Source organism: Janibacter sp. GXQ6167, from assembly GCF_041365945.1.
Taxonomy (GTDB): Bacteria; Actinomycetota; Actinomycetes; order Actinomycetales; family Dermatophilaceae; genus JBGFSK01.
Map to the genome: position 1 here is coordinate 56,574 of NZ_JBGFSK010000009.1, position 11,898 is coordinate 68,471.

The window sequence follows — 11,898 nt, forward strand, 5'->3', positions numbered from 1 at the left end:
CACCCCCCTTCGATGCATAGACTCTGCCGAGTGTCCAAGGTATTGACGTCTCTTCCTGATGGTGAACGTGTCGGCATCGCCTTTTCTGGCGGTCTCGACACCTCGGTAGCGGTTGCGTGGATGCGCGAGAAGGGGGCGATCCCGTGCACCTATACCGCCGATATCGGCCAGTATGACGAGGACGACATCGCCTCGATCCCGGGCCGCGCCGGGCAGTACGGCGCCGAACTCTCTCGCCTGGTCGATTGCACCGTCCCTCTCGTCGAAGAGGGATTCTCGGCGATCGCGTGCGGCGCCTTCCACATCCGCTCGGGCGGGCGGACGTACTTCAACACCACCCCCCTCGGGCGGGCGGTCACCGGCACCCTCCTCGTGCGGGCTATGGCCGAGGACGAGGTCTCGATCTGGGGCGACGGCTCCACCTTCAAGGGCAATGACATCGAGCGCTTCTACCGCTATGGCTTGATGGCGAACCCGGCGCTGCGGATCTACAAGCCGTGGCTCGACGCCGACTTCGTCCGCGAACTCGGCGGGCGTCAGGAGATGTCGCAGTGGCTCACCGAGCGTGAGCTGCCGTACCGCGATAGCGCGGAGAAGGCCTACTCGACCGACGCGAACATCTGGGGCGCGACCCACGAGGCCAAGACCCTCGAGCATCTCGATGAGTCCATCGAGATCGTCGACCCGATCATGGGCGTGCGCTTCTGGGACCCGGCGGTCGCGATCGAGACCGAGGACGTCACGATCCGCTACGACCAGGGCCGCCCGGTCGCGATCAACGGTGTCGACTACGACGACCCGGTCGCCCTCGTCCACGAGGCCAATGCGATCGGCGGTCGTCACGGCCTCGGCATGTCGGACCTCATCGAAAACCGGATCATCGAGGCCAAGTCGCGCGGGATCTACGAGGCCCCGGCGATGGCCCTGCTCCACATCGCCTACGAGCGGCTGCTCGCGGCGATCCACAACGAGGACACCCTCGCGAACTACTACACCGAAGGGCGCCGTCTCGGCCGGCTGCTCTACGAAGGCCGCTGGTTTGACCCGCAGTCGCTGATGCTGCGCGAGTCCCTCCAGCGCTGGGTGGCCTCGGCCGTCACCGGTGAGGTCCGGCTCCGCCTGCGCCGCGGGGACGACTACTCGATCCTCGACACTCGCGGAGAGAACTTCAGCTACCACCCCGACAAGCTGTCGATGGAGCGCACCGAGAACGCCGCCTTCGGGCCGACCGACCGGATCGGCCAACTGACGATGCGCAACCTCGACATCGCCGACAGCCGCAGCAAGCTCGAGGTCTACGCCCAGCAGGGCCAGCTCGCGGGCGGGCACCTGGAGATCATGGGCGAGCTCACTCCCGGCGGCGCCGAGCAGATCGCCGCGAACCCGGCAGCGGGCCGTGATGAGGAAGAAGAGATGCTGGACCGCGCCGCGATGGAATTCGGCACCGACTAGCCCCCTTCCCTCGGAAGCGACGATGACGATCCCGTCCGTTCGCCGGATTGGACCGGCACCCGCGGCGACGCCAGCGATGCTCGGCGTCGCCGCGGCCACGCTGCTCTTCCTCGACGGTCTGCGAGTCTTCCTCCCGTCGCTCATCACCCTCGTCGGCCAACCCGGCGAGTCCTCCGCCGCCGGGATCGGCGCGTACGCGCTGATCTGGTTCATCCTCCCCGCCTTCGTGGCCTTCGCGCGACCGGGCCTCAACCGGCTCGCTACTGCGGTCGTCTGCGCCTGGCTGCTTCTCCCCCTTCGGTTCCTGCTCCAGATGACGAATGGGGGGATGCCGCAACTCGCCGTGTCCTCGCTGATGGTGGGGCTCGGCGCCTGTGCCTTCGTCGGCCTGGTGATGTCGGTCCTCACCCCGAAGGGGGTCCGCCCCCGCGAGATCACCGTCGGCCTCGTCGCGGGGATCGCGGCGAGCACCATCGCGCACATCGCCTTCGGGACCGTTGAACTGGTCTGGCGCGATGGGTGGCTCTCCTGGGTGCTGCTGATCACTGAGGTCGCGGTGGCGGCATTCCTGATGCGACGGGCCCGGCGCGCCCCGGCGCAGCCGCCCGTGGACGCACCGCCGGACCGCTCCTGGCTCGCGATCGGACCGGCCCTCTTCCTCGTCGGGACCTGGACGGCCAACCCGGCCGTCGCGCAGACCGCGATCGGGCGCCCCCTCGGGCCCATGGTCATCGGCGCCGCGGCCGTCGTGGGCGTATGGTGCGCGGCCCGACCGCGCCTGTTCACCGCGCACCCGCTGCTGCCCGCTTTCGTCCTCGCCGCGGCCGCCACGATCGCGGTCATCTCCCCCGAACCCCTCGGCGGGATCCATGACGTCCTTCCGCCGTGGTTTGTCGCGACCCAGGCCATCGGGCACCTGGCCATCTGTGCGCTCATCGGGTGGGCGGCGGCACCGGGGCGCACCGCCCGAGCGGCGTCGCGCCCGGGGACGACTCCGCTGCGCGGCTCGGGGGCCTTCGCCACCGGCGGGCTCGTCCTCTTCGTCGTCCTCGTCTTCGCCTTCTATGCCGCGTACGACGTCGGCTACCCCAACCTCTACCTGCCCGTCGTCGCCGCGCTCGTCGTCGCGGTCTGCGTCGTCGGGGCCGGACCTCCGACGCCCCCGGCCCGACCGCCGCTCATCCTTGCGATGGCGCGCACCGGCATCGCGTTGTGCATCGTGGCGACCCTCGCCGCCTTCCACACGGGCGCTTCGCCCGTGGAGCGCACCGACGACGACGCTGCCGAGCCACACCTGCGGCTCGTCACCTACAACATCCGGATGGGTTACGGCCTCGACGGGCGACTACGGCTGAGCGAGCAAGCCAATGCCCTGCGGCAACTCAACCCGGACGTGGTCGTGCTCGGTGAGGTCGACCGCGGCTGGCTTCTCAACGGCGGCCACGACTCGGTCAGCCGGCTCGCCGATCAGCTCGGCATGCGGGTCATCTGGGCGCCCGCGGCGGATCCGCTCTGGGGAGATGCCATCCTTACCGCCCTGCCGGTGAGCGATGTGCGCAGCGTGCCGCTGCCACCGAGCGGCCCGACCGGTGCGCAGGCGCTCTCGGCGACGGTCACCAGAGGGGGTCAGGAGTACCGCATCATCGCGACTCACCTCCAGCCCGATGACTACGAGCAGATGAGCCCCACCTTCCGCGCCCAGGTGCTGGCGCTGCGCTCCCTCGTCGACGAGGCGGCCGCCGGGGGCCACCCGGCCGTCCTCGCCGGGGACCTCAACATCGACCCCGAGGTGATGCCCGACGCCTGGGCGATCGTGAGCGAGGGCCTGCGCGACGCCCTGGGTGAGGCCGCTCCCTTCAGCACGATCCCGACCGGCGCCGGCGAACCCATGCGGATCGACCACATCATCACCTCTCGCTCACTCGAGGCGAGCGACCCTGCGCACCCGGACCTACCGTGGTCGGATCACCTCCCGGTGGCGATCACGCTGCGCCCGAAGGAGTAAGGGGCGCTCAGCGCCTAGGGTGAGCGCTCTTTGTGTGGAGCCGACAGTGACCCTCACCACACCCACCGTATGATCGGGCCATGAGTCGGCGCGGACGGGTCTCCCTGACCGCGCGCAGGGAGGTCTCCCGGCGCGCCGGGGAGATGGCGACCGCGGCCACCCAGCGGATCGACGAGCAGCACGACTGGTATCGGGAGCTGAGCGCCCAGGAGCGGGCGTGGGTCGCCCAGGTCGCGCAGGCGGGGATCGCGAACTTCATCACCTGGCTCGATGGGACCACCTCCCCCGCCACCGACGACGCCTTTGCCGCGGCCCCCCGGGCCCTCACCAAGGCCATCTCGCTCGCCCAGACCCTGGACCTCATCCGCTCGGTCGTCGCCGTCGTCGAGGAACACGTCGAAGCGATGGCTCGGCCACAGGACGTCACCGCCATGCGCGAGTCGGTCCTGCGCTATAGCCGTGAGGTTGCCTTCAGCGCAGCGCAGGTCTACGCCGAAGCTGCGGAGGAGCGCGGCGCCTGGGACGCGCGCCTGGAATCGCTCGTCATCGACTCGGTCCTGCGCGGCGAAGTGGATGAGTCGATGCACTCGCGCGCCGCCGCCCTGGGCTGGGGGCGGGTGAGCGACATCGTCGTCCTGGTCTGCGATGCGCCCACTCCGGCGCGCCACTCGGCCAATGGCGCGTCCTCGCAGGTCAGCGCGCCGACCAGGGGCAGCGATCGAGTCAGCGACCCGGCCGAGCTGATCGATCAACTCCAGCGCCGGGCCGCGCCGATGGGGCTCAGCGTCCTCGCCGGAGTCCATGGCGCCCGCCTCATCGTGGTCCTCGGTGGAGTCCTCGACGTCCTCGCGCAAATCGGCGCCCTCGCCGAGCATCTCGGCCCCGGCCCGGTCGTCTACGGCCCTCGAGTCGATGACCTCGACGGCGCGGTCGTCTCCGCCGCGGCAGCGCTTGCCGGGCACAGTGCCGCCGCGGCCTGGCCGGCCCGCCCCCGGCCGTGCGCGGCCGACGACCTGCTCGCCGAGCGCACCCTCGTGGGTGACGACTGGGCCCGCGTCGCCCTCGTCGACCGGGTCTGCTCCCCCCTCGCCGAGCACCCGGCGCTGAAGGAGACCGCGGCCGCCTACTTAGACTCTCGCGGAGGTCTTGAGGGCACCGCGAGAGCGCTCTACGTCCACGTCAACACCGTGCGCTATCGGCTCGGTCGGATCGCCGACGTGACCGGCTTCGATCTCACCGAGCCACACGACGCGTTCACCGTGCGGGTGGCGCTGGCTCTCGGCGAACTTTTAGAGGATTCCTCCATAATCGGGACGTGAGCTTCGTCGGGTGCGGTGTCGCCGCGACGGGCCGTCGCAGGCGACCGTAGAAGACGTGCTTGCGATCACCTGCCCCGGACAGGGCTCCCAGACCCCCGGCTTCTTGAGCGCCTGGCTCGAGGTTCCCGGCGTCTCCGACCGGCTCCACTGGCTCTCTACCGTGGCGGGGATTGATCTCGAACGCCACGGCACCGTCTCGGACGAAGAGACCATCAAGGACACCGCCGTCGCGCAGCCCCTGATCGTCGCCTCCGGACTGCTCTCCCTTCTCGCGCTCTTCGAGCACCCCGCCGACGGTTTCCGCGTCGTCGGCGCCGGCGTCGGCCACTCGGTCGGTGAGATCACGGCTGCGAGCGCCGCCGGGGTCATCAGCGCCGAGCAGGCCATGGTCCTGGTCCGCGAGCGGGGGAAGGCCATGGCCCACGCCGCGACCGCGACCCCGACCGGGATGAGCGCGGTGATCGGTGGGGACGAAGAGGAGGTCGTCGCCACCATCGAGCGGCACGGACTCACCCCCGCCAACCGCAACGGTGCGGGCCAGATCGTCGCCGCCGGCACCCTCGAGCAGCTGGCCGCCCTCGCTGACGACAAGCCGGCGCGTTCTCGCGTCCTGCCGCTGAAGGTCGCCGGGGCCTTCCATACCGAACACATGGCCCCCGCGGTCGACACCTTGGTCCGGCTCTCGCGCGCCATCTCGACCCATGACGCCCGTGTCCCGCTCGTCTCCAACGCCGACGGTCAGGTCGTCGTCTCTGGCCCAGAGGTCCTGCGCCGCATCGTCACTCAGGTGAGCAACCCGGTCCGCTTCGACCTCTGCCTTCAGACCCTGCGCGATCTCGGGGTGACCGGCATCATCGAGATCCCCCCGGCCGGGGCCCTCACCGGCCTCGCCAAGCGGGAGCTGAAGGGGGTCGAAACCCTCGCCCTTCGGACCCCCGATGACATCGAGGCCGCTCAGCGCATGGTGCGCGAACACGGATCCCCCCGTGAGGCCAGCGAGCCCGCGTGGCGCGTGGTCGTCTCTCCGGCGAAGGGGCGCGTCACCCTTGACGGCGGCCTCGCGGCGGGCTCCGGAGTGACAGCCGGTGCGACGATCGCCAGCATTTCCTCCCTTCGCGAGAGCATCGAGGTGCGCTCCGAGCACCCGGGCCAGGTTATCGAATGGCTCGTCGAGGACGGCGATCCCGTCGCCCCCGGGCAACCGCTCCTTCGCCTCCACCCGATCGGCGCGGAGGCCTCGGCATGACCGTGTCGAGCGCGACCGGGCCCCGGTTCAGCCAGATCCTCGGGGTGGGCGGCTACCGCCCAGAACGTGTCGTCCCCAACAGCGAGTTGGTCGAGGCGATGGACTCCTCGGACCAGTGGATCCAGGAACGCTCGGGCATCAAGACCCGCCACCGCGCCGCCGACGATGAGTCGGTGATCGACATGGCGGTGGCCGCGTCGCGCGAGGCGCTCGCGTACGCCGGGCTTGAGGCTTCGGTGATCGACACGATCATCCTCGCGACCGTCAGCCACCCCTTCCAAACGCCCGCGGCCGCTCCCGAAGTCGCCGCGCGCCTTGGCCTCACCTGCGCGGCTTTCGACATCTCCGCGGCCTGCGCCGGGTACTGCTATGGCGTGGCTCTCGCCTCCGATCTTGTCCGTGGCGGCACCGCCAAACACGTCCTAGTGATCGGAGTCGAAAAGCTCTCCGACTTCACCGATCCGGCCGACCGCAGCACGGGATTCCTCTTCGGCGATGGCGCCGGGGCGGCCGTGATCGGCCCGAGCGAGACCCAGGGCATCTACCCCACCGTCTGGGGCAGCGACGGCACCCACCGCGATGCGATCACCCAGCGGGAGTCGTGGATCGAGGTCCGCGATCGCGATCTCGCCTGGCCGACGATCACCATGCAGGGTCAGACGGTCTTCCGGTGGGCCGTGTGGTCGATGGCCAAAAAGGCGCAGGAAGCCCTGGACGCAGCGGGCGTGCGAGCCGACGAGCTCGCGGCCTTCATCCCGCACCAGGCCAACATGCGGATCATCGACGCGATGATCAAGACGCTGCACCTGCCCCCGGAGATCCCCGTGGCCCGCGATATCGAGACCACCGCCAACACGTCGGCCGCCTCCGTCCCCCTCGCCATGGAGCGGATGCTCCGCGAGGGCACGATCGAACGTGGCGGCCTGGCCCTGCAGATCGGTTTCGGGGCGGGCCTGGTCTATGCGGCCCAGGTCGTCCGGATCCCCTAACCCCCAAGTTCCCGCCGGTCCGACGGGTCGAACAATTCGGACGCCAACCGTTTTCGAGTTCAAGGAGCACACACCATGGCACACACCGAGTCCGACATCCTCGCGGGCCTCGCCGAGATCGTCTCCGAGGAGACCGGCGTCGACGCCAGCGAAGTGACCGCCGACAAGTCCTTCACCGACGACCTCGACGTCGACTCCCTGTCGATGATGACGATCGCCGTCACCGCGCAGGAGCAGTTCGGCGTGGAAATCCCCGACGAAGAGGTCAAGAACCTCAAGACCGTCGGCGACGCCGTCAACTTCATCAACAGCAACCAGGCCGCCTGAGTCCTGGTCCGCCTCCGCGCCCGGGCCTGGCACCGCCACGGCCTGGGTGCGGGCCACCTGCGGGCGACGCACGCCTGCCGATCTCTTCCCCATCGTCTTCGAGGAGCCCTTCACCATGTCCGTCCCCACCGTCGTCGTCACGGGTCTGGGCGCCACGTCCCCCCTTGGCGGCACCGTCACTGAGACCTGGGAAAATCTCCTCGCGGGCCGCTCCGGCGCCCGACCGATCGACGAGCCCTGGGTGAGCGAATTCGAGCTCCCCGTGACCTTCGCTGCCTCGCTCACCACGCCGCCGGCCGAGGTCCTCTCCCGCCAGGAGACCAAGCGTCTTGACCCCTTCTCTCAGTACGCCCTGATCGCCTCGCGTGAGGCCTGGGCGGATGCCGGTGAGCCCGAGGTGGAGCCCGAGCGGCTCGCCGTCTCGATCGGGAGCGGCATCGGTGGGATCCAGACGCTGCTGACGGCTTGGGAGAGCCTGCGGACGAAGGGGCCGCGCCGCATCTACCCCTTGTCGATCCCGATGCTCATGCCGAATGCGGCCTCCGGCACCGTGTCGCTGCACCTCGGCGCCCGCGCCGGTGCGCACACCCTCGTCTCGGCCTGCTCGTCCGGGGCAGAGTCGATCGGCTACGGGCTGCACTTGATCCGCGAGGGCCTCGCCGACGTCGTCGTGGCCGGTGGGTCCGAGGCCGCGATTCACCCCCTTCCGATCGGCGGGTTCGCGGCGATGCAGGCCCTGTCCAAGCGCAACGACGAGCCGGAGACCGCATCGCGCCCGTACGACGTCACCCGCGACGGTTTCGTCCTCGGCGAGGGCGCCGGGATCATGGTCCTGGAATCGGAGGAGCACGCGAAGGCGCGGGGCGCTCGGATCTACGCCACCCTCGCGGGCGCAGGGACCAGCTCGGACGCGCACCACATGGCCGCCCCCGAGCCCGAAGGGGCGGGCGCGTCGGTCGCGATGAAACTCGCCGTCGAAGACGCCGGCGCGAGCCCGAGCGACATCGTGCACATCAACGCCCACGCCACCTCCACCCCTGCTGGCGACGTCGCGGAGATCGCCGCGATCCGTCGCGCCTTTGGCGCGGACGCCGAGGGCGCGGCAATCAGCGGCACGAAGTCGATGACGGGCCACCTTCTCGGCGCGGCCGGGGCGCTTGAGGCGATCTTCACCACGCTGGCGGTGCACCACCGCAGCGCTCCCCCGACGATCAACATCACCGAGCTCGACCCGGAGGTCGACCTCGACATCGTGCGGGACGAGCCACGCCCCCTGCCCGAGGGCCCGATCCTCGCGCTCAACAACTCGTTCGGCTTCGGCGGCCACAACGTCGCCCTGACCTTTGGGAGCCATTGATGGCCCGTCAACCCTCGGCTGCCTCGGCCGCCGTCGCCACCCGCACCAAACCGGACCGGGCGAGCGACCCGCGCAATCCGGTGCTGCGGCTCACCTCCTTCCTCGACGACGGCTCGGTCGAACTCATCACGGCCGATGACGATTCGGGGATGCTCGCGGCCACCGGCACCCTCGGCGGGGTTCCGGTCGTCACCTTCGCCTCGGACGCCACCATCATGGGCGGCGCGATGGGTGTCGCCGGATGCCGCGTCGTCGTCGAGGCTTACGAGCGCGCCCTTGCCGACGGCGTCCCCGTCATCGGGCTGTGGCACAGCGGCGGCGCCCGCCTCCCCGAGGGCGTCGTCTCGCTCCACGCGGTCGGTGAGATCTTCGCGATCATGACCCACGCGTCCGGCAAGATCCCGCAGATTTCGGTCGTGATCGGGGCCGCAGCAGGCGGCGCAGCCTATGGCCCGGCGCTGACCGACATCGTGATCCTCGCGCCCGAAGGGCGGATCTTCGTGACCGGCCCGGACGTCGTCCGGTCGGTGACCGGGGAGGATGTCGACGCCCTGCGCTTGGGCGGTCCGGAGCCGCACGGCCGGCGCTCCGGCGTCGTCCACGTCCTCGCCGAGTCGATCCAGGATGCCTTCGACCGGGCGACGGTGCTGGCCGGGCTGCTTGCCGACCAGGGCACCCTCGATCTCGAGTCCGTCGCCGACCGGGACCTCGCGCGCTCCCTTCCGGCGTCGGCCAAGCGGGCCTACGACGTCCACCCGCTCGTTGAGGATCTCCTCGACGAGGGCCCCTTCCAGGAGCTGCACGCGCGGTGGGCGCCCAATATCGTGACCGCCCTTGGCCGTCTTGGAGGCCGCACCGTCGGCGTCATCGCCAACAACCCCATGCGCCTCGGGGGCTGCCTCGACTCCGCATCGGCGGAGAAGGCGTCGCGCTTCGTGCGGATGTGTGACGCCTTCGGGGTGCCGCTCGTCGTCCTCGTCGATGTGCCGGGCTACCTGCCGGGCGTCGGTCAGGAGTGGGACGGGGTCGTGCGCCGCGGGGCGAAATTGCTCCACGCCTTCTCCGAGGCGGTGGTCCCCCGCGTCACCGTGGTGACCCGCAAGACCTACGGCGGTGCCTATATCGCGATGAACTCCCGGGCTCTCGGCGCGACCCGAGTCTTTGCCTGGCCGGACGCGCACGTCGCGGTCATGGGCTCGGTCGCCGCGATCCGGATCCTGCACCGCCGCCGTCTCGCCGAAGTCGCCGACGACGAGCGAGCCGAGGTCGAGCAGCAGCTCGCCGACGAGCACGATCGGCTCTCCGGCGGCCTCCCCCGAGCGGTCGAGATCGGCGTCGTCGACGAGATCGTCGAACCGGCCCGGACCCGCTCGGCGATCGCCGCAGCCATCGCCTCGGCTCCCGCTCGTCGCGGCCAGCACGGCAATATCCCGCTCTAAAGAAAAAGCCCCCTTCGTTCCGCGTCGAAGGGAGTCCGCCTTGAGCGGACATGCCAAGCCGTCGGTTCCGTTTGCACTCAAAAACGGAACCGACGGCTGTGGTCGAGCGAAAGGGGTCTAGCCCACCTTGTGCAGCCAGCGCACGGGAGCACCCTCGCCGGCGTGACGGAAGGGTTCGAGTTCGGCGTCCCATTCGCTGCCGAGGAGCTCGCTCAGCATGTCCTCGACGGCTTCACCGGCGCCCTGGGCCAGGGTGAGGACCTCGCGCAGCCGGTTTTCGTGGATCACCACATCGCCCGCGGCGCTGATCAGCGCGTGATGAATGCCGAGGCTCGGGGTGTGCGACCAGCGCGAGCCGTCCAGGCCCGGGCTCGGCTCCTCGGTGACCTCGTAGCGCACGCCTTCCCAGCCGCGCAGGGCGCTCGCGAGGCTCGCCCCGGTGCCCGGTGCGCCGGTCCACGAGAACTCGGCACGGCGAAGAGACCGGCCAAGCGGCTGCTCGGTCCAGTCGAGTTTTACGTCCTGCCCGAGGGCAGACTCCAGCGCCCACGTGATGTGGGGGCAGAGCGCCGTCGGGGTGCTGTGGATGTACACCACCCCGCGGGTCACGGTGCGCGTCAACGCAGACATCCCAAACCTCCTTGAGTGCGATGGACGTCTTCCCCTACGCCATGCACTGCCGAATCGGATCGCTCGGTCTGTCGCTTACGGTTACGCGCTGTTATGTGCGCCGGAGCGCTTGTGCGCCTCATTCTGCCCCATGGTTCACAGGAGCACCACCCCTCATCTCACGCCTCTTCGGCCTCCCCCTTCTCCCTGTGCCCCACACACCCCTCCCATCACGGTCGCCACAGGGATCGGCTTCACCCCGCGCCGGCGTCACGTCGCGGGAAACTCCCGAACTCCCCTGGAGTTCCACGAGATTCTCGGAACTTCCGGGGACGCCCGGGTCGAGCGCCGACGTACGGCCCCGACAGGCGCCGGGGCCGTACGTCACCAGACCCGTTACGAGGCCTGGGTCGACGCGCTCGGCGAGCTCGAGCTGCCTGACTTCGGCGCCCGTTCCTTGGACCCGCCCTCGCCTGCTGCCCCCTTCGAGTCTCGGTCGCCTCCGGGACCGCGCTCACCCGGGCCGCCCGGGCCACCTGGGCCGCGGCCGGTGTGCTCGGAAACCGATTCGACGGTGAAGGTGTCGCTGACCTTGGCCTCGACGCGCGTCCCGTCGGAGCGAACCAGCATGACCTCGTATCCGTCGCCATCGCGGTCCAGGTGCACGCCCTTGACGCTCGCGCCGCTCTCCTTGGCCTGCGCCGCAGCGATGGCCTTGCTCGCGGCATCGGCGCTCAGGCTGCGCCCGTCTTCCTGGGGCTGCTCCGCGCTCGGGGCGCTGTGGCTGGAGTTCCCCGCCGCCGAACCCTCCGCGCTCGCGAGACTCGCTCCGCCGATCGCCATCCCCGCGGCCGCGACTCCCGCCGCGCCAAAGGTGAGGATCTTTTTGGTGTCCATGGTGCTCCTTCGTGATCGATGTCGGATGGACATCAACCACTGTCGGCAGACCAGTTAGGCGCGCCCTTCGCCTGCCCTGTGCAGGCCCTGTCGGTCCCATGCCAGCTGTGGGCCCTTCCCACCAGATCACCGAAGGAGAGATACAGTCGCCTCGCTGCCCGCTGCGGCAGCGCTTGGGGCGGTAGCTCAGTCGGTCAGAGCAGCGGACTCATAATCCGTCGGTCCTGGGTTCAAGCCCCAGCCGCCCCACCGTCGCCC

10 protein-coding genes and 1 tRNA gene are annotated in these 11,898 nt (G+C 70.1%); 9 read left to right on the forward strand and 2 right to left on the reverse strand.

Annotated elements, in window-relative coordinates:
- Positions 1 to 30 precede the first annotated feature (30 nt).
- The 8 genes from argG to AB8K43_RS13105 all read left to right on the forward strand — a co-directional run bounded on the left by argG (position 31) and on the right by AB8K43_RS13105 (position 10,134).
- Positions 31 to 1,452 carry an argininosuccinate synthase gene (gene argG, locus AB8K43_RS13070; protein ID WP_370894649.1) on the forward strand — a complete coding sequence of 474 codons (1,422 nt, stop codon included), beginning with the start codon at positions 31 to 33 and terminating at the stop codon, positions 1,450 to 1,452.
- A gap of 22 nt (positions 1,453 to 1,474) precedes the next feature.
- On the forward strand, positions 1,475 to 3,457 hold the full coding sequence (locus AB8K43_RS13075; RefSeq protein ID WP_370894650.1) for an endonuclease/exonuclease/phosphatase family protein: 1,983 nt from the start codon (positions 1,475 to 1,477) through the stop codon (positions 3,455 to 3,457).
- Positions 3,458 to 3,537: 80 nt separating this feature from the next.
- Positions 3,538 to 4,776 (forward strand): PucR family transcriptional regulator, encoded by a 1,239-nt coding sequence (locus tag AB8K43_RS13080; protein ID WP_370894651.1) that lies wholly within the window; start codon positions 3,538 to 3,540, stop codon positions 4,774 to 4,776.
- A 55-nt stretch (positions 4,777 to 4,831) separates the two neighbouring features.
- The gene (locus tag AB8K43_RS13085; RefSeq protein ID WP_370894652.1) at positions 4,832 to 6,022 is read left to right on the forward strand and encodes an acyltransferase domain-containing protein; all 1,191 of its coding nucleotides are present in this window, start codon (positions 4,832 to 4,834) and stop codon (positions 6,020 to 6,022) included.
- On the forward strand, positions 6,019 to 7,011 hold the full coding sequence (locus tag AB8K43_RS13090; protein ID WP_370894653.1) for a beta-ketoacyl-ACP synthase III: 993 nt from the start codon (positions 6,019 to 6,021) through the stop codon (positions 7,009 to 7,011). Before AB8K43_RS13085 ends, AB8K43_RS13090 begins: the two co-directional genes overlap by 4 nt.
- Positions 7,012 to 7,086: 75 nt before the next feature.
- Positions 7,087 to 7,338, forward strand: a complete 252-nt coding sequence (locus AB8K43_RS13095; RefSeq protein WP_370894654.1) for an acyl carrier protein — start codon at positions 7,087 to 7,089, stop codon at positions 7,336 to 7,338.
- Between the two features lie 115 nt (positions 7,339 to 7,453).
- Positions 7,454 to 8,695, forward strand: a complete 1,242-nt coding sequence (gene fabF / locus AB8K43_RS13100) for a beta-ketoacyl-ACP synthase II (RefSeq protein ID WP_370894655.1) — start codon at positions 7,454 to 7,456, stop codon at positions 8,693 to 8,695.
- Positions 8,695 to 10,134 carry a carboxyl transferase domain-containing protein gene (locus AB8K43_RS13105; RefSeq protein WP_370894656.1) on the forward strand — a complete coding sequence of 480 codons (1,440 nt, stop codon included), beginning with the start codon at positions 8,695 to 8,697 and terminating at the stop codon, positions 10,132 to 10,134. The genes fabF and AB8K43_RS13105 overlap by 1 nt, the downstream gene beginning before the upstream one ends.
- Before the next feature lie 117 nt (positions 10,135 to 10,251).
- Here AB8K43_RS13105 and AB8K43_RS13110 read toward each other — a convergent pair whose 3' ends face one another.
- Positions 10,252 to 10,764 (reverse strand): DUF3145 domain-containing protein, encoded by a 513-nt coding sequence (locus AB8K43_RS13110; protein WP_370894657.1) that lies wholly within the window; start codon positions 10,762 to 10,764, stop codon positions 10,252 to 10,254.
- A 375-nt stretch (positions 10,765 to 11,139) separates the two neighbouring features.
- Entirely contained in the window at positions 11,140 to 11,640 is a 501-nt protein-coding gene (locus tag AB8K43_RS13115) for a hypothetical protein (protein ID WP_370894658.1), read from the reverse strand.
- Between the two features lie 175 nt (positions 11,641 to 11,815).
- On the opposite strand from AB8K43_RS13115, the gene AB8K43_RS13120 reads away from it, so the two are divergent.
- Positions 11,816 to 11,889, forward strand: a tRNA-Ile gene (locus tag AB8K43_RS13120).
- The last annotated feature ends 9 nt before the right edge of the window (positions 11,890 to 11,898 follow it).

Excerpts from the sequence above, each read along its gene's own strand:
- AB8K43_RS13075 (WP_370894650.1), top strand. The coding sequence starts at position 1,475 with ATGACGATCCCGTCCGTTCGCCGGATTGGACCGGCACCCGCGGCGACG.
- AB8K43_RS13080 (WP_370894651.1), top strand. The coding sequence starts at position 3,538 with ATGAGTCGGCGCGGACGGGTCTCCCTGACCGCGCGCAGGGAGGTCTCC.
- AB8K43_RS13090 (WP_370894653.1), top strand. The coding sequence starts at position 6,019 with ATGACCGTGTCGAGCGCGACCGGGCCCCGGTTCAGCCAGATCCTCGGG.
- AB8K43_RS13095 (WP_370894654.1), top strand. The coding sequence starts at position 7,087 with ATGGCACACACCGAGTCCGACATCCTCGCGGGCCTCGCCGAGATCGTC.
- fabF (WP_370894655.1), top strand. The coding sequence starts at position 7,454 with ATGTCCGTCCCCACCGTCGTCGTCACGGGTCTGGGCGCCACGTCCCCC.
- AB8K43_RS13105 (WP_370894656.1), top strand. The coding sequence starts at position 8,695 with ATGGCCCGTCAACCCTCGGCTGCCTCGGCCGCCGTCGCCACCCGCACC.
- AB8K43_RS13110 (WP_370894657.1), bottom strand. The coding sequence starts at position 10,764 with ATGTCTGCGTTGACGCGCACCGTGACCCGCGGGGTGGTGTACATCCAC.
- AB8K43_RS13115 (WP_370894658.1), bottom strand. The coding sequence starts at position 11,640 with ATGGACACCAAAAAGATCCTCACCTTTGGCGCGGCGGGAGTCGCGGCC.